This window comes from Actinomadura sp. NBRC 104425 (assembly GCF_030269545.1).
Classification (GTDB): domain Bacteria; phylum Actinomycetota; class Actinomycetes; order Streptosporangiales; family Streptosporangiaceae; genus Spirillospora; species Spirillospora keratinilytica.
In genome coordinates this window covers 50242-66072 of record NZ_BSTN01000002.1, presented here as the reverse complement: position 1 = coordinate 66072, position 15831 = coordinate 50242, and the positions used below count along the sequence as shown (strand labels likewise).

Sequence of the window (15831 nt, the reverse complement as noted above, 5' to 3'; positions counted from 1 at the left end):
CCGGTTATCCCTTCGTCCCGGTGAGCTCGCCCTTGACGCCGACCCGCGGGTGGTGCAGGTCGAACGCGGGCCGCTCGGAACGGATCCGGGGAATCGAGTTGAAGTTGTGCCGCGGCGGCGGGCACGACGTCGCCCACTCCAGGGAGTTGCCGTAGCCCCACGGGTCGTCCACCTCGACCCGCTTGCCCTTCTTCCAGGTGATGTAGACGTTGTAGAAGAACGGCAGCATCGACAGGCCGAGCAGCAGCGTGAAACCGGAGGACAGCATGTTCAGGCCGGTGAACTCCTCGGCGTAGTCGGCGTACCGGCGCGGCATGCCCTCGGCGCCCAGCCAGTGCTGCACCAGGAAGGTGCCGTGGAAGCCGATGAACAGCATCCAGAACTGCACCTTGCCGAGCCGGTCGTTCAGCATCTTGCCGGTCCACTTCGGCCACCAGAAGAAGAACCCGGCGAACATCGCGAACACCACGGTGCCGAACAGCACGTAGTGGAAGTGCGCCACCACGAAGTAGGAGTCGCTGAGCTGGAAGTCCATCGGCGGGGAGGCGAGGATGACGCCGGTCAGCCCGCCGAACAGGAACGTCACCAGGAAGCCCAGCGACCACAGCATCGGCGACTCGAAGGTGAGCTGCCCCCGCCAGATGGTGCCGACCCAGTTGAAGAACTTCACCCCGGTGGGCACCGCGATCAGGAACGTCATGAACGAGAAGAACGGCAGCAGCACCTGGCCGGTGACGTACATGTGGTGCGCCCACACCGTCACCGACAGGCCGGCGATGGCGATGGTCGCGAACACCAGGCCGATGTAGCCGAAGATGGGCTTGCGGCTGAACACCGGAAGGATCTCGGTCACCACGCCGAAGAACGGCAAGGCGATGATGTAGACCTCCGGGTGCCCGAAGAACCAGAACAGGTGCTGCCACAGCAGCGCCCCGCCATGCGCGGCGTCGAAGATGTGCGCGCCGAACTTGCGGTCGGCCTCCAGCCCCAGCAGCGCGGCCGCCAGCGGCGGGAACGCCAGCAGGACCAGGATGGAGGTCAGCAGCACGTTCCAGGTGAAGATCGGCATGCGGAACATGGTCATGCCGGGGGCGCGCATGCACAGGATCGTGGTGATGAAGTTGACGCCGCCCAGGATGGTGCCGAGACCCGACATGGTCAGGCCCATCACCCACAGGTCACCGCCGATGCCCGGGGAGCGCACCGCGTCCGACAGCGGCGCGTAGGCGAACCATCCGAAGCTGGCCGCGCCGCCCGGGGTGAGGAACCCCGACAGCGCGATCAGGCTGCCGAACAGGAACAGCCAGTACGCCAGCATGTTCATCCGCGGGAACGCCACGTCCGGCGCCCCGATCTGCAGCGGCATGATGACGTTGGCGAACCCGGCGAACAGCGGGGTCGCGAACATCAGCAGCATGACCGTGCCGTGCATGGTGAACAGCTGGTTGAACTGCTCGTTGCTGACCAGCTGCAGGCCCGGCTTGTACAGCTCCGCCCGCATCACCACGGCCATCAGGCCGCCGATGAGGAACATGATGAACGAGGTGATCAGGTACATGTAGCCGATCACCTTGTGGTCGGTGCTGGACAGCCAGGACGCGATGATGCGCCCCTTGCTCGTGCGCGCCGCGGCGAGCTGCGCGCGCGGTGCGTCGCTGACGGTGGTCACTGCTTGGCTCCCTGCGCCGCCTTGGCCTTGGCCTGGGCGATGAACTGGTCGTACTGCTGGGGCGTGACCACGCGCAGCTGGAACAGCATGCGGCTGTGGTCGACGCCGCACAGCTCGGCGCACCGGCCCTCGTAGGTGCCGGTCTTGGTGGCGGTGAACTCGAACTCGTTGGTGTAGCCCGGCATGACGTCCTTCTTGTAGAGGAGCGCCGGGACCCAGAACGAGTGGATCACGTCGTTGGAGTGCAGCCGGATGCGGACGCGCTCACCCGACGGGACGGTGAGCACCGGCTTGTTGTCGGAGTCGGGGGCGACCGGCACGCCGACCACGGAGGCGACGGTCCGCTCGCGGCCGGAGGCGTCCTTCTCCTTGTAGTCGAACTGCCAGCTCCACTGGAAGCCGATGACGTCGACCGTGACCGCCGGCGGCTTGGTGTTGTCGATTTTCTCGACGTAGTCCTGGTCGCGGGCGGTGAAGTAGAACAGCACGCCGATGATGACGAACGGGACCGCCGTGTAGAGGATCTCGATCGGCAGGTTGTAGCGCACCTGCGGCGGCAGGTCGTCGGAGCGCTTGCGGTGGAACAGCACCGCCCAGATGATCAGGCCCCAGACGACGCCGCCGACGGCGAACGCCGCGATCCAGGAGCCCTGCCACAGCGTGAGCATGCGCTCGGCCTGCTCGCTGATCGGTTCGGGCATGCCCAGGCGCTTGGCCTCGTCGCTGCATGCCGAGGCGGTCAACGCCAGCAGGCCCAGGGCCCCTGCGCTTTTCAACGCGCGGCGACCGCGCACAGGCGTACGCCGCTCCCTAGAGCGGGTCGGACTCACGGATTGCCTTCCCCACAGATGAAGCCCGGTCCTCCGGGCGGTCAGGTCGGTTGTCACACGTGCGATGGACAGATTAGCGCGAGGGTCGCGCCAACCCCCGATCGGGTGCCCGGTTACGCTCCTGAGGTGGCCGAATCCGATGTGGGCAGCGACGTGCGAACCGCTGAAACGGCCCCTTCCGAGAGGGTCTATCTCGACGCCGCGTCCGGCGAGCCGCCGCACCCGGCGGCGCGCGCGGCGCTGCTGGACGCGCTCGACTCGGGATGGGCGGATCCGGCCCGCCTGTACGGTGCGGCGCGCTCCTCGCGGATGCTGCTCGACCGGGCGCGCGCGCAGGTCGCGTCCGTGCTCGGGGTGCGTCCGGACGAGGTGTCGTTCACCGCGTCCGGCACGCAGGCGGTGCACCTGGCCGTGCTGGGCGCGCTGCGGGCGCGCCGCCGCACCGGCCGCCACCTGGTGGTGAGCGCGGTGGAGCACTCCAGCGTGCTGCACGCGGCCGAGTCGCACGAGGCCGACGGCGGCGAGGTCACCGTGGTGGGCGTGGACCGGCACGGCCGCGTCGACCCGGACGAGTTCGCCGCGGCGCTGCGCCCGGACACCGCGCTGGCGTGCCTGCAGTCGGCCAACCACGAGGTCGGCACGGTGCAGCCGGTCGCCGAGGCCGCGGCGGCGTGCCGCGCCGCCGGGGTGCCGTTGATGGTGGACGCGGCGCAGTCGGTCGGCCGCGTCGACGTGCCGGGCGGCTGGTCGCTGCTGGCCGCGAGCGCGCACAAGTGGGGCGGGCCGCCCGGCGTGGGCGTGCTGGTCGTCCGCAAGGGCACTCGGTGGCGTTCGCCGCTGCCGCAGGACGAGCGCGAGCGGCGGCGCGTGCCCGGGTTCGAGAACGTGCCGGGCGCGGTGGCGGCGGCGGCCGCGCTGACGGCGGTGCGCGCCGAGATGTCCGCCGAGGCGCCCCGCCTTTCCGAGCTGATCGGCCGTATCCGGGACCGGGTGCCGCGTACGATCGAAGACGTACAGGTGGTGGGCGACCCGGAGCGGCGGCTGCCGCACCTGGTGACGTTCTCCTGCCTGTACGTGCCGGGCGAGGCGCTGCTGACCGAACTGGACCGCCTGGGTTTCGCGGTCTCCTCGGGAAGCTCGTGCACGGCCGATACGCTGCGTCCCAGCCATGTCCTGGAGGCGATGGGAGTGATCACCCATGGCAACGTGCGGGTGTCGCTGCCCCGCGGCGCACGCGCGGCCGACGTCGACCGGTTCCTGCAGGTGCTGCCCGACGCGGTCGCCCGGCTGCGCCGGGCCGCCGGAGCAAGCGTGGAGTGACGTCCCATGACCCCGCCCCCGCCCCCATCGCCCCTTCCCCCCGTGACCACGACAGTGAGGCGGCCGCTCCGATGAGATTCCTGGGCCGTTCCCGCCGCGCCGCCGAGCGCGCGCCGCAGCCCCCCGAACCGCCGGCCGCCCCCGCCGGGCCCCCGCCCGCGCTGGTCATCGACGCGCTGGGCCGCAAGTGCCCCATCCCGATCATCATGCTGGCCGAGCGGATCCGGGAGGTCCCGGTCGGCGAGATCGTCGCGGTGCTCGCCGACGACGTGGCCGCCCGCACCGACGTGCCCGCCTGGTGCCGGATGAAGTCGCAGGAGTTCGTGCGCGAGGAGGCGCTCCAGCAGGGCTGGGCCTTCCATATCCGCCGCTCGTACTGATCCGCCGCTCGTACTGATCCGCCGTTCGTACTGATCCGCCGCTCGTCCCGACGGCCGGGTGTTCGCGGGCTCCCGCTCGCCTTCGGGCGGCCCCCGCAGACGTGGAACAGCGGCCCTTCCGTGCGGGAGGGCCGCTGTTCACCGATGCGGCGTCCTTACGGGTTCGGACAGGTCAGGTGGGGGCGGACGTCGTCGGCGGCGGCCTCCCCGTAGCTGCCGGCCAGGCGCTCCAGGAAGGCGGAGGTCGACAGGGAGTACTCCTGCGGGCCGGCGGCCTCGAGGGCGTAGGCGGCGGTGACGTTGCCGACCTGGGCCGCGCGCTCCAGCGGCAGGCCCCAGGCGGTGGCCGTGAGGAACCCGGCGCGGAAGGCGTCGCCCACTCCGGTGGGGTCGACGACCTTGGCGACGGGGGCGGCGGGCACGTGCAGGCCCTCCTCGCCCTTGCGGTCGATGATCGCGCCCTTGGGGCCGAGGGTGGTCACCCGGACCCCGACCCGGTCCAGAAACTCCCGCTCCGACCAGCCGGTCTTCTCCTCGGCCAGGGCCTTCTCGTACTCGTTGCTGAACAGGTAGGCGGCGCCGTCGATGAGCCTGCGCACGTCCGCGCCGTCCATGCGGGCCAGCTGCTGGGACGGGTCGGCGGCGAACGGGATGCCGCGGGCGCGGCACTCGTCGGTGTGCCGCAGCATCGCCTCGGGGTCGTTCGGGCTGATCACCACCAGGTCCAACCCGCCCACCCGGTCGGCGACCGGCTGCAGCTCGATGGAGCGCGCCTCGCTCATCGCCCCGGCGTAGAAGGTGGCGATCTGGTTCTGGTCCTGGTCGGTGGTGCACAGGAAGCGGGCGGTGTGGTGCAGCTCGGACACGTGCACCGAGGCGGTGTCCACGCCGTGCCGGTCCAGCCAGGACCGGTAGTCGGCGAAGTCGTCACCGACCGAGCCCACCAGGATCGACCTGTGGCCCAGGCTGCCCATGCCGAAGCAGATGTTGGCGGCGATGCCGCCCCGCCTGATCTCCAGCTCGTCCACCAGGAACGACAGCGACACCCGATCGAGCTGATCGGGTAGCAGCTGGTCGGTGAACCGCCCGGGGAAGGTCATCAGATGGTCGGTCGCGATGGAGCCTGTCACGGCGATGCGCACGGCGTCGCTCTCCTCGTGGTGTCGTCCGGCTGTGTGTCCGGCTGTCGTCGACCCCATGGGGGATCGCGGGACGGTCAAGACTACTGCCCATGGCATCACGAGATCGGCCCGCGCCGCAGCCCCGGGGCGCAAGACGCCGCGCGGCCGGAGACGCGAGGGCCCGGACGGCGCGCCGTCCGGGCCCTGGCGAGCGTTCGCAGCCGCGGCCGCACCTCGTGCGGCCGGAGGGCGGCCCCTAGTTGAAGGAGTCGCCGCAGGCGCAGGAGCCCGACGCGTTCGGGTTGTCGATCGTGAAGCCCTGCTTCTCGATCGTGTCGACGAAGTCGATGGTGGCGCCGGCCAGGTACGGGGCGCTCATCCGGTCGACCCGCACCGCCAGGCCGTTGAAGTCCTGGACCAGGTCGCCGTCCATCTGCCGCTCGTCGAAGAACAGCTGGTAGATCAGGCCCGAGCAGCCCCCCGGCTGCACGGCGACACGCAGCGCCAGGTCGTCGCGGCCCTCCTGCTCGAGCAGGCTCTTGGCCTTCTCGGCGGCGGCGTCGGTCAGGATGACGCCCTGCTGCGTGGTCTCCTGCGTGGTCTCGCCTGAAACCGTCATGTGTGTGGCTCCCGGGTGTCCTCGCCGCGCCTGCGGCTTGTGTCTGCGCCGCGCCCGCGGCTTTCGTCTCGGATGTCGTCGAGTCGGGCGCGTTCGGGTCCACCGCGCCTCGACGTTCCTAGGACAACGTACCTCGCTCCGTGGTCATTCCGCCTGACGCCCGCCTGACACCCGATCCGGCCCGCGGATCGGGTGCGGTCTGCGTCACACCCCGTCCCGCCCGGTTTGGATGCCCGGAATGTGTGCGATTATTAGTCGTCAAAGCGACGATAAGTTGTCGCAGGAGGGAGAGCGTCGTGACCACCCCCGTGCGTGATCTGCCGCTGCTGCTCCTGGGCCGGGGCGCGGACCCGGACAGCGAGCGCGGCGTCGACTGCCCAGGCGACCTGCCCCCCGCCTCCGACCCCGCCCTGGTGGAGCGCGCCCGTGCCGCCAAGGCGGCGCTCGGCGACCGGGTGTTCGTGCTGGGCCACCACTACCAGCGCGACGAGGTGATCCAGTTCGCGGACGTCACCGGCGACTCGTTCAAGCTGGCCCGCGAGGCGGCGGCCCGGCCGCAGGCGCCGTACGTGGTGTTCTGCGGCGTGCACTTCATGGCCGAGTCCGCCGACATCCTGACCGCCGACCACCAGCGGGTGGTGCTGCCGGACCTGGCGGCGGGCTGCTCGATGGCGGACATGGCCACGTTCGACCAGGTGGAGGAGTGCTGGGAGGTGCTGGAGGACGCCGGCGTGGCCGACGACGTCGTGCCGGTGACCTACATGAACTCCTCCGCCGACATCAAGGCGTTCGTGGGCCGCCGCGGGGGCACGGTCTGCACCTCCTCCAACGCCAGGCGCGCCCTGGAGTGGGCGTTCTCCAAGGGGTCGAAGGTGCTGTTCCTGCCCGACCAGCACCTCGGGCGCAACACCGCCGTCCTGGAGATGGGCATGTCGCTGGACGACTGCGTCGTCTACAACCCGCACCGCCCGGACGGGGGGCTGACCCGGCAGCGGCTGCGCGACGCCAGGATGCTGCTGTGGCGCGGCCACTGCTCGGTGCACGGCCGGTTCACCAAGGAGTCGGTGGACGAGGTGCGGGCCCGGGTCCCGGACGTGAACGTGCTCGTGCACCCCGAGTGCCGGCACGAGGTGGTCCTCGGCGCCGACCTGATCGGGTCCACCGAGTTCATCATCAAGACCATCGAGTCGGCCCCGTCCGGGTCGGCGTGGGCGGTCGGCACGGAGCTGAACCTGGTGAAGCGGCTGGCCCAGGCGCACCCGGACAAGAACGTGATGTTCCTGGACCGCACGGTGTGCTTCTGCTCGACGATGAACCGCATCGACCTGCCGCACCTGGTGTGGGCGCTGGAGTCGCTGGCGCGGGACGAGGTCGTCAACCCCATCGAGGTCGATCCCGAGACCGCGCACTACGCCCGCGTCGCCCTCGACCAGATGCTGGCGCTGCCGTAACGCCGCCGGCGGGGGCGGGCCGGGCGGCCGCAGCGGCCCGGCCCGCCCCCGTCAGATCGCCGCGTTCTCCGTCCAGAGGGTCAGCACGGCCTCGTCGCCGCGCGCCCGGATGCCCGGGTCGCCGATGCGGCGCCGTCCCCACAGGAACAGGTACAGGTCGCCGGCGGCGGCGGTGACCTCCGCGTCGGCCCGGGCGTCGCCGGCGCCGTCCGCGCGGGTCCAGTCGAACCGGTCGGGCAGCAGGCGCAGCAGCATGCGGGTGCCGGTGTCGGACGCGGTGAAGGCGAGGACCGTGCCGTCGCCGCGCAGTCTGCCGACCTTCGGGGAGAACGCGGCGACGCTCTCCAGGTTCGCGGCGAACTCGGCGATGCCGTCGTCGGCGACGCCGGCCGAAAAGCCCGTCTCGGCGCCGAGGGCGTTGTCGGCGTCGTAGCGGTGCACGGCGGTCTCGTGCAGCATCCGCCTGCTCCAGAACCGCACGTGCTGGTCGGGGCCCCACGTCCACACCGCCTCGTCCGGGTCGGCGGCGCGCAGCGTGCGCAGCAGCGCGGCGGCGCCCTCCTCGAACCAGGGCCGCAGCTCGGCGGGGTCGTCGGGGGCCACGATGCCGAGCTCGCGGGCGCTCGCCTGCTGCCGCGCCCGGCGTTCGACCAGGCCGCCCGCCCAGCGGTGCGTGCGCCCCAGATGGCGGATCAGCTTGGCCAGCGTCCAGCCCGGACAGGTCGGCACCGGAGTGTCGAGGTCGGCGTCCCGCACGCGGTCGGCGAAGGACTCGGTCTCCTGCTGTGCGGCGTCGCAGTAGCGTTCGTGGTCCCAGTGCACGGTGTGGCCCCCTTACGCCCCCGGGGGTCGCGGTCATGAGCCGGAGGCGTCTTGATCCTAAGCCGGGCGGGTCACAGCCCGGGGGCGCCCCAGACCGCGAACCAGCGGCCCAGGTCCTGCTCGACGGGCAGGTCGGCGGCGACGGCCCCGCGGACCTGCAGTTCCAGGGCGTTGTCGCGCTTGTCGCCGGGCAGCGGGGCGAACGGGTAGAACGTGCCGCGCTTGTAGAGGTAGATCAACGCCAGGCGCCGCCCGTCGGGGTCGCGGAACCCGGCCAGGGAGCACAGCAGGTGCGGCCCGAAGCCGTTGGCCTCCAGGGTGGAGTTGACCGCGTGCAGGTCGGTGACGAGCGCGGGCAGCTCGTCGGGGGCGTGCCGGGACAGCATCCAGGTGTAGCCGTAGCCGTCGGTGCTCACCTCCACCCGGGGGCCGTCGCCGGTGTCGAGCAGCTCCCGCAGGTCGCTCTGCAGCCGCGCGAACGCCCCGCCCTCGGCGGCGCGGAAGCACACCGAGCCCAGGCCGGTGGGGGTGAACCCGGCCGCCGCCTCCAGCGTGACCGCGGCGTTCGGCAGCGCGAACAGCCGCTCCAGGTCGGGCCTGGCCGGCTTGGACCGGCCGAGCAGGGCGTCCAGGAACCCCATCGTCACACTCCCCTGCCGAGCTGGTCGGAGATCCGCTGCAGCTGGGCCAGCCGCCGCTGCAGCGGCGGGTGCGTGGCGAACAGCGCGGAGACGCTGAACCCCTTGGCGAACGCGGGGGCGAAGAAGAACGCGTTGAACGGCTCGGCCGCCCGCAGGTCGCGACCGGGGATGCGGGCCATTTCGCCCGACACCTTGGTCAGCGCGCTGGCCAGCGCGGACGGGCGGCCGGTCAGCAGCGACGCCGCCCGGTCGGCCGACAGCTCCCGGTACCGCGACAGCGCCCGGGTGAGCAGGAAGCTGATCGCGTACGCCACGGCGCTGACCAGCACCACCGCCAGCAGCACCAGGCCGGTGTTCTGGTCGCCGTCGCGGCGGCCGAACCCGCCCCACAGCCCCCACTCCAGTCCGAGGCGGGTGATCAGCCCGGCGCACACGCCCAGGAACGAGGCGATGGTCATGACCGCCACGTCCTTGTGCGCGACGTGCGACATCTCGTGCGCCAGCACCCCCTCCAGCTCCACGGGGTCCAGGCGGCGCAGCAGGCCGGTGGTCACGCACACCACGGCCTTCTTCTGGTTGCGGCCGGTGGCGAAGGCGTTCGGCACGTCGGTGTCGGCGACGGCGACGCGCGGCTTGGGCGCGTCGGACATGGCGCAGATCCGGTCGACGACGCCGTGCAGCTCCGGTGCCTCCCGTTCGGAGACCACCCGGCCGTGCATGGCGAACATCGTCAGCCGGTCGGAGAAGAAGTACTGGGCCAGCAGGAACGCGACCGCGATGGCCAGCGCGACCAGTCCCCAGCTGGGCGCGATCGCGAAGAACGCCGCCACGAAGGCGACGTACACCAGGCCGAGCAGGAACATCGTCACGACCATGCGTGACGTCAGCCCCCGGTCGGACGCGTAGCGGGTGCGCGCCATACGGGCCCCCTCCCGTCGTCGGCTCCCGTCGTCACGGGTGTTCCGGGCTCGTCCGAAACCCCATTGTGGGAACGTTCGACGCGGCGCGTTGGTGCCCTGAGCAGGGCCGATGCCCGTACCTCCCCGGGGCGGCGGCCCGCGGCGGGCCGTGGGAGGGGCGGCCCCGGCACGACTCGGCCGGAGATTTCGGCCGGATTCTCAGCCGGGGATGAGGCCCTCGTCGCCGAGCATGGCGCGCACCTCGTCGATGGTGGCGTCGACCGGGGGCAGCACCAGCTCCGACGGCTCCAGGCTGTCGGCGGGCAGCGCCGTGCCGACCTTGCGGACGTTGTCCAGCAGCGCGTGCAGGGCGGCGCGGAAGGCCTGCTCGTCGCCCGAGTCGATGGCCGACTCCAGCCGGCTGTCGAGGTCGTTGAGCGCGGGCAGGTCGTCGTCGGCGACGTCGAGCTGCCCCTCGCCCATGATGCGGACGATCACTGGCCACCCCCGGGCTGCTGCGGGTACTGCGCCTGCTGGGGGGACTGCTGGGGAGACTGCTGCTGGGCCTGCTGGGGGGCGTCCTGCTGCTGCGCGTCGGGCGTGCTGCCCTGGCCGAGCTGCTTGGGCGCCACCCCCTGCCCCAGCTCGGCCTTCATCCGCTCCAGCTCCAGCTCCACGCCGGTGGTGGCGCCCATGCGGTCGAGCTCGGCCTGGATGTCGTCCTTGGGACCGGTGAAGTCCTCCAGCGCACCGGAGGCCAGCAGCTCGTCGATCGCCCCGGCGCGGGCCTTCATGGTCTCGGTCTTCTCCTCGGCGCGCTGGATGGCCAGGCCGACGTCGCCCATCTCCTCGGAGATGCCGGAGAACGCCTCGTTGATCTTGGTCTGCGCCTCGGCCGCGGTGTAGGTCGCCTTGATCGTCTCCTTGCGGGTGCGGAAGGCGTCCACCTTGGCCTGCAGCCGCTGCGAGGCGAGGGTGAGCTTCTCCTCCTCGCTCTGCAGCTGCTCGTACTGCGTGCGCAGGTCGTTGAGCTGCGAGTCGAGACCGGCCCGCCGCTCCAGCGCGGCCCTGGCCAGGTCCTCCCGGCCCACCTGCAGCGCCTTGCGGCCCTGCTCGGTGAGCTTGTTGTGCTGCTGCTCCAGCTGGTTGATCTGCAGTTCCAGCCGCTTGCGCGAGGTCGCGACGTCGGCAACACCCCGACGGACCTTCTGCAGCATTTCCAGCTGGCGCTGGTAGGAATAGTCCAGGGTCTCGCGAGGATCCTCCATGCGGTCCAAAGCCTTGTTCGCCTTGGACCTGAAGATCATCGACATTCGCTTCATCACGCTCATCGCGCGGCGCCGGTCCCTTCGTGTGCTGTAGCTCAGTCACAAACTGGGCTCAATGACCACTGCTGGGGTTCTTATCACCCTACGCGTTAACGCGCGAGGCAGTCACGATGTTCGCAGCCGGTAGGCTGATCCCCGTGTTCCGACGTCGTACCCAGGAAGCCCCCGAGGATCCTCCGCAGGTAGTAGTCAAGCCCGGCGGCAAGGGGCGTCCCACCCCCAAGCGCCGCGACGCCGAGAAGCGGCGCCGCCAGCCGCTCACGGCCCCCGCCAACCGCCGGGAGGCCTACCGGCGGATGCGCGAGAGGCAGGCCGCCGAGCGCGCCAAGGTGCGCGAGGGCATGGCCCGGGGCGACGAGCGCTACCTCCTCAAGCGGGACAAGGGGCCGGTGCGGCGGCTCGCGCGCGACTTCGTCGACTCGCGGCGCACCGTCGGCTCGTATCTGATGTACGGCATGCTCGCCGTGATCCTGCTCAGTCTGGTGCCGACGGTGTGGGCCAGGCTGATCGTGCTGTTCGCGCCTCCGCTGCTGCTGGCACTGGTGTTCATCGAGGGGATCTGGCTGAGCGTGAGGATCAAGAAGCTGGCCGCCGAGCGGTTCCCCGACGAGGACCGCCGGGGCGTGGGGCTGTACGCGGCGATGCGCGCCATGCAGTTCCGCCGGCTGCGCATCCCCGCCCCCCAGGTCGAGATCGGCGACAAGATCTGACCGGGGGCGCCGCGGCGACGTCCCCGGGAGGGCCGCGGCGTCCACCCGGCACCGGACGTGATCTCCGCGGGGTTCGCGGGGTTAGGGTCGGAGCCATGGAGTTCCGACACCTGGGCCGCAGCGGTCTGAAGATCAGCGAGATCAGCTACGGCAACTGGCTCACCCACGGCTCCCAGGTCGAGGAGGACGCGGCGCGCGCGTGCGTGCACGCCGCCCTCGACGAGGGGATCACCACTTTCGACACCGCGGACGTGTACGCGGGCACCCGCGCCGAGGAGGTCCTCGGCCGGGCGCTGAAGGGGCAGCGGCGCGAGGGTCTGGAGATCTTCACCAAGGTCTACTGGCCGACCGGCCCCGGGCAGAACGACCGCGGGCTGTCGCGCAAGCACATCTTCGAGTCGATCCACGGGTCGCTGCGCCGCCTGCAGACCGACTACGTGGACCTGTACCAGGCGCACCGGTTCGACTACTCCACGCCGCTGGAGGAGACCCTGCGCGCGTTCGACGACCTGGTGCGGCAGGGCAAGGTGCTGTACGTCGGCGTCTCGGAGTGGCGGGCCAACGAGATCGCCCGCGCGTTGAAGATCGCCGACGAGATGGGGTTCGACCGCATCGTGTCCAACCAGCCGCAGTACTCGATGCTGTGGCGGGTGATCGAGGGCGAGGTCGTCCCGCTGTGCGAGAAGGAGGGCATCGGGCAGATCGTCTGGTCGCCGATCGCGCAGGGCGTGCTGACCGGCAAGTACCTGCCGGGGCAGCCGCCGCCGCAGGGGTCGCGCGCCACCGACGACAAGGGCGGGGCGGACTTCGTCAAGCGGTTTTTGAACGACGACGTGCTGACCCGCGTGCAGCAGCTCAAGCCGATCGCCGCCGACCTCGGCCTGACCATGGCCCAGCTGGCGGTGGCCTGGGTGCTGCAGAACCCGAACGTGTCGTCGGCGATCGTGGGCGCGTCGCGCCCCGAGCAGGTCCGCGACAACGCCAAGGCCGCCGGGGTGAAGCTGGACGCCGACGTGCTCAAGCGCATCGACGACGTGCTCGGCCCGGTGGTCGAGCGCGACCCGGCCAAGACGGTCAGCCCGAAGACCCGTCCCTGAGCCCGCGCGCCGTGGCGCCGCCCCCGCGGGGGCGGCGCCACGGCGCCGGTGCCGTCAGTCGGGGTCGTGCAGGCTCATCGGGCCGTAGACGACCGACTCGCCCTCCAGGAGCGTGACCTGGTCGACGCCCTCCTCGCGCAGGCCGCGCCAGGTCTCCCCCAGCCACGTCTCCGCGTCCGCCTGCGTGGTGAACGTCTCCTCCGAGCGGCCCACCTCCTGGCCGTCGGCCTTCTCCAGCCGCCAGCTCCACGCCATGTACTCGACCTCCCTCCGGCCTGAGGAGGGTAACCGTTCGATCAGCCTCCGGTCTCGATCGCGCGCCGCAGGGAGTCGGGAGTCTGGATGTCGGTGTTGGCGAGAAGGCGGCCGTCCACCCGCACCGACGGGGTGCCCTGGATGCCGTGGGAGGTGGTGTAGGTGCGGCTGGCGGCCAGCACGTCCTCGGCCCGCGACTGCTCGGACACGCAGTCGCGGAACGCCTCGTCGGTCAGCCCCACCGACGCGCCGTACGACAGCAGCTCGGAGATCTCGTAGCCCCTGCTGGTCTCCTGGGCCGGCTGGTGGTTGTAGAGCGCGTCCTGGTACGACAGCCAGCGCGCGCCGTCGCTGACGCAGCGCAGCGCGGAGGCGGCGCGCAGCGAGTTGCCGTACATGGGCTCGGTGCCCTGCGCGAAGATGACCATCGGCCGGAAGACGACCTTGGCGTGGCCCGCGACCGCCAGTTGCTTGAGCATGGGGTCGTTGCTCCGGTCGAACCTTCCGCACGGGGGGCAGGCGAAGTCCTCGTAGATCTCCACGAGGGGGCGCTCGACGCCCGGCCGGGCCATGGTGAGGCTGCCGTCCTCGCCGATCCTGGCCTCGGCGCCGCCCTCGATCTGCCCGACGCGCAGCTCCTGCTGCCCGTCGCCGCCGCGGAGCACGACGAACGCCGCGACGGCCGCGACCAGCACGGCCGCCAGTCCCCCGGCCACCAGGCCGATCACCAGGGCGGCGCCGCCGCGCCGGGGGGCGGGCGGAGGCGGGGTGCCGCCGGGCGGCCAGGGCGCGCCCGGCGGGTAAGGGCCGCCGTGGCCTTGGTTCGGCGGTGGGAACGCACCGGGCGGCTGCCCGCCCGGGGGCCATGGGGGGTTCGGGGGGTTGGCCACGGGTCTCCTCGCCGTTCTGTGGTCCTGCTTACGTGGAGCGTAGCCGTGCGGGGCGTGGCCGGGGCAGGTGGGGCGACGACCGGCCCGTAGTCTCCTCCACGATGGAGATCGAACTGCGAGGCGTCGCGGGGCCGGACGGCTGGCCGGTGCCCGGATGCCGGTGCGCGTCCTGCAACCGCCTGCGTGCCGGCGGGGTGCACTACGCGCCGACCCATGTGGTGGTGGACGGCGTGCCGCTGGAGCAGTGCGCGCGGCGGGAGGTCCCCGGAGGGTGGGACGTGACGGGGCCGCGCGGTGGCCGCGTCCTGGTGGCGTCCGGGCCCGGTGCGCGTCCCGAGCCTGCCGACGGGGCGGTCTACGACGCCGCGCTTTTGGACCTGGTGGGGTTCCCGGAGCATCTGGGGCGGCTGCGTCACGCCGGGGCCGTCACCCCGGCGACGGATGTGCGCGCCGTCCACGTCGACCACCGGGTGCCGTCCCCGCAGGAGTTGGAGCGCCGCCTGGGGTACTGGCTGCGCCCAAAGGACGGCCCGTACCGCCTGCTGCTGCTGGGCGGGGCCAGGTCGGGCAAGTCGGCCGAGGCGGAGCTGCGCCTGGCCGCCCACCCCCGCGTGACGTACGTCGCCACGGGCAGGACCGCCGACGACGACCCCGAATGGAACGCCCGCATCGAGGCGCACCGCAGGCGCCGCCCCTCCTGGTGGCGGACCGAGGAGACCACCGACCTTGCCCGGGTGCTCGGCTCCGCCGAGGGCGCGGTGCTGGTGGACGGCATCGGAACCTGGCTGGCCGCGGTCATCGACGACGCCGGCGCCTGGGACTGCCCCGGCGCCGTGCAGCCCCGCCTGGACGAGCTGGTCGAGGCGTGGCGCGGCGCGTCCGCCCATGTGGTCGCCGTGTCCGACGAGGTCGGCCTGTCGCCGGTGCCCGCCACGGCCTCCGGGCGCGCGTTCCGCGACCTGCTGGGCCGTCTCAACCAGCGGCTCGCCGCCGAGTCGGAGGAGGCCGCGCTGGTCGTGGCGGGGCGCGTGCTGGAGCTTCGGTGAGCGCGGCGCTGCGGCTGGCGGTCACGCTGCTGACCGTCGTCCCGCTGCCCGCCGCGCCGGTGGACCGGCGCACCGCCGGACGCGCCATGCTGGCCGCCCCGCTGACCGGGCTGATCGTCGGCGGCGGCGCGGCGGCGGTGCTGGTCGCGGGCGAGCAGGCGGGGCTGGCCGCGCCGCTGCGGGCGGCGCTGGCCGTGGCCGCGACGGCCGTGCTGACCCGGGCGCTGCACCTGGACGGGCTGGCCGACCTGGCCGACGGGCTGGGCAGCCGCCGCCCCGCAGACGCCGCCCTGGAGGTCATGAAGCGGTCCGACATCGGCCCGTTCGGCGTGGCGACCCTGGTGCTGACGCTGCTGGTGCAGGTCGCGGCGGTGGCGACGGCACCGCACCCGGCCGCGGCCGTGCTGGTCGCCGCGGTCGCCGGGCGGCTCGCCCTGCCCTGGGCGTGCCGGGCGGGGGTGCCGTGCGCGCGTCCCGGCGGGCTGGGCGCCCTGGTCGCCGGTACGGTCGGCACGCGCGCGGCGGCCGCCGCGACCGCCGTGGCGGTCGCGGCGGCCGGGGCCCTGGGCGCCGGGCTGGACGGCGCGGCGGGCGGCGTGCACGCCGTTGCGGCCGTGCTGGCCGCCCTGGCCGCGGCGCTGCTCATGCTGCGGCACGCGGTGCGCCGCCTCGGCGGGATCACCGGCGACGTGCTCGGCGCCCTCGTCGAGCTGGCGGCCACCGCGGCCCTGGTCGCCATGGCCGCCCGCTGAA

At 72.3% G+C, this 15831-nt stretch carries 18 protein-coding genes; 7 read left to right on the top strand and 11 right to left on the bottom strand.

Annotated features, from left to right (window positions below; genetic code table 11):
* Positions 1-4: 4 nt before the first annotated feature.
* Positions 5-1669 (bottom strand): aa3-type cytochrome oxidase subunit I, encoded by a 1665-nt coding sequence (gene ctaD, locus QSK22_RS03415; protein ID WP_285492451.1) that lies wholly within the window; start codon positions 1667-1669, stop codon positions 5-7.
* Positions 1666-2445, bottom strand: a complete 780-nt coding sequence (gene ctaC / locus QSK22_RS03410; protein WP_285492450.1) for an aa3-type cytochrome oxidase subunit II — start codon at positions 2443-2445, stop codon at positions 1666-1668. Before ctaC ends, ctaD begins: the two co-directional genes overlap by 4 nt.
* Positions 2446-2652: 207 nt before the next feature.
* On the opposite strand from ctaC, the gene QSK22_RS03405 reads away from it, so the two are divergent.
* The gene (locus QSK22_RS03405; RefSeq protein ID WP_285492901.1) at positions 2653-3819 is read left to right on the top strand and encodes a cysteine desulfurase family protein; all 1167 of its coding nucleotides are present in this window, start codon (positions 2653-2655) and stop codon (positions 3817-3819) included.
* Between the two features lie 71 nt (positions 3820-3890).
* Entirely contained in the window at positions 3891-4199 is a 309-nt protein-coding gene (locus tag QSK22_RS03400; protein ID WP_352231403.1) for a sulfurtransferase TusA family protein, read from the top strand.
* Between the two features lie 155 nt (positions 4200-4354).
* On the opposite strand, the gene QSK22_RS03395 is transcribed toward QSK22_RS03400, so the two are convergent.
* A complete protein-coding gene (locus QSK22_RS03395) occupies positions 4355-5341 on the bottom strand; it encodes a carbohydrate kinase family protein (protein ID WP_285492449.1) in 987 nt (328 codons plus the stop codon).
* A gap of 235 nt (positions 5342-5576) precedes the next feature.
* Positions 5577-5939, bottom strand: a complete 363-nt coding sequence (locus QSK22_RS03390; RefSeq protein WP_285492448.1) for a HesB/IscA family protein — start codon at positions 5937-5939, stop codon at positions 5577-5579.
* Between the two features lie 296 nt (positions 5940-6235).
* Here QSK22_RS03390 and nadA point away from each other — a divergent pair, with 296 nt between their 5' ends.
* A complete protein-coding gene (gene nadA, locus QSK22_RS03385; RefSeq protein ID WP_285492447.1) occupies positions 6236-7390 on the top strand; it encodes a quinolinate synthase NadA in 1155 nt (384 codons plus the stop codon).
* A gap of 51 nt (positions 7391-7441) precedes the next feature.
* On the opposite strand, the gene QSK22_RS03380 is transcribed toward nadA, so the two are convergent.
* The 5 genes from QSK22_RS03380 to QSK22_RS03360 all read right to left on the bottom strand — a co-directional run bounded on the left by QSK22_RS03380 (position 7442) and on the right by QSK22_RS03360 (position 11059).
* On the bottom strand, positions 7442-8212 hold the full coding sequence (locus QSK22_RS03380) for a maleylpyruvate isomerase family mycothiol-dependent enzyme (protein WP_285492446.1): 771 nt from the start codon (positions 8210-8212) through the stop codon (positions 7442-7444).
* A 71-nt stretch (positions 8213-8283) separates the two neighbouring features.
* Positions 8284-8853 carry a PspA-associated protein PspAB gene (gene pspAB / locus QSK22_RS03375; RefSeq protein ID WP_285492445.1) on the bottom strand — a complete coding sequence of 190 codons (570 nt, stop codon included), beginning with the start codon at positions 8851-8853 and terminating at the stop codon, positions 8284-8286.
* A 2-nt stretch (positions 8854-8855) separates the two neighbouring features.
* Entirely contained in the window at positions 8856-9773 is a 918-nt protein-coding gene (htpX, locus tag QSK22_RS03370) for a zinc metalloprotease HtpX (protein ID WP_285492444.1), read from the bottom strand.
* Positions 9774-9971: 198 nt separating this feature from the next.
* Positions 9972-10250 carry a PspA-associated protein PspAA gene (gene pspAA / locus QSK22_RS03365; RefSeq protein WP_285492443.1) on the bottom strand — a complete coding sequence of 93 codons (279 nt, stop codon included), beginning with the start codon at positions 10248-10250 and terminating at the stop codon, positions 9972-9974.
* On the bottom strand, positions 10247-11059 hold the full coding sequence (locus tag QSK22_RS03360; protein ID WP_285492899.1) for a PspA/IM30 family protein: 813 nt from the start codon (positions 11057-11059) through the stop codon (positions 10247-10249). Before QSK22_RS03360 ends, pspAA begins: the two co-directional genes overlap by 4 nt.
* Before the next feature lie 158 nt (positions 11060-11217).
* Here QSK22_RS03360 and QSK22_RS03355 point away from each other — a divergent pair, with 158 nt between their 5' ends.
* Together QSK22_RS03355 and QSK22_RS03350 are read left to right on the top strand one after the other, a co-directional pair.
* Positions 11218-11790, top strand: a complete 573-nt coding sequence (locus tag QSK22_RS03355; protein WP_285492442.1) for a DUF3043 domain-containing protein — start codon at positions 11218-11220, stop codon at positions 11788-11790.
* A 95-nt stretch (positions 11791-11885) separates the two neighbouring features.
* A complete protein-coding gene (locus tag QSK22_RS03350) occupies positions 11886-12887 on the top strand; it encodes an aldo/keto reductase family protein (RefSeq protein ID WP_285492441.1) in 1002 nt (333 codons plus the stop codon).
* A gap of 54 nt (positions 12888-12941) precedes the next feature.
* On the opposite strand, the gene QSK22_RS03345 is transcribed toward QSK22_RS03350, so the two are convergent.
* Positions 12942-13142, bottom strand: a complete 201-nt coding sequence (locus tag QSK22_RS03345; RefSeq protein WP_285492440.1) for a hypothetical protein — start codon at positions 13140-13142, stop codon at positions 12942-12944.
* 41 nt (positions 13143-13183) lie between these two features.
* Complete coding sequence (locus QSK22_RS03340) at positions 13184-14032, bottom strand: DsbA family protein (RefSeq protein ID WP_285492439.1); 849 nt, start codon at positions 14030-14032, stop codon at positions 13184-13186.
* 101 nt (positions 14033-14133) lie between these two features.
* On the opposite strand from QSK22_RS03340, the gene QSK22_RS03335 reads away from it, so the two are divergent.
* Both QSK22_RS03335 and QSK22_RS03330 read left to right on the top strand, forming a co-directional pair.
* The gene (locus QSK22_RS03335; protein ID WP_285492438.1) at positions 14134-15078 is read left to right on the top strand and encodes a bifunctional adenosylcobinamide kinase/adenosylcobinamide-phosphate guanylyltransferase; all 945 of its coding nucleotides are present in this window, start codon (positions 14134-14136) and stop codon (positions 15076-15078) included.
* Complete coding sequence (locus tag QSK22_RS03330) at positions 15075-15830, top strand: adenosylcobinamide-GDP ribazoletransferase (RefSeq protein WP_285492437.1); 756 nt, start codon at positions 15075-15077, stop codon at positions 15828-15830. Before QSK22_RS03335 ends, QSK22_RS03330 begins: the two co-directional genes overlap by 4 nt.
* Position 15831: the final 1 nt, after the last annotated feature.

Bases quoted from the DNA above. Each gene is read 5' to 3' on its own strand.
- QSK22_RS03345 (WP_285492440.1), bottom strand. From the start codon at position 13,142: ATGGCGTGGAGCTGGCGGCTGGAGAAGGCCGACGGCCAGGAGGTGGGC.
- QSK22_RS03360 (WP_285492899.1), bottom strand. From the start codon at position 11,059: ATGATCTTCAGGTCCAAGGCGAACAAGGCTTTGGACCGCATGGAGGAT.
- QSK22_RS03350 (WP_285492441.1), top strand. From the start codon at position 11,886: ATGGAGTTCCGACACCTGGGCCGCAGCGGTCTGAAGATCAGCGAGATC.
- htpX (WP_285492444.1), bottom strand. From the start codon at position 9,773: ATGGCGCGCACCCGCTACGCGTCCGACCGGGGGCTGACGTCACGCATG.
- QSK22_RS03390 (WP_285492448.1), bottom strand. From the start codon at position 5,939: ATGACGGTTTCAGGCGAGACCACGCAGGAGACCACGCAGCAGGGCGTC.
- pspAB (WP_285492445.1), bottom strand. From the start codon at position 8,853: ATGGGGTTCCTGGACGCCCTGCTCGGCCGGTCCAAGCCGGCCAGGCCC.
- QSK22_RS03335 (WP_285492438.1), top strand. From the start codon at position 14,134: ATGGAGATCGAACTGCGAGGCGTCGCGGGGCCGGACGGCTGGCCGGTG.
- QSK22_RS03400 (WP_352231403.1), top strand. From the start codon at position 3,891: ATGAGATTCCTGGGCCGTTCCCGCCGCGCCGCCGAGCGCGCGCCGCAG.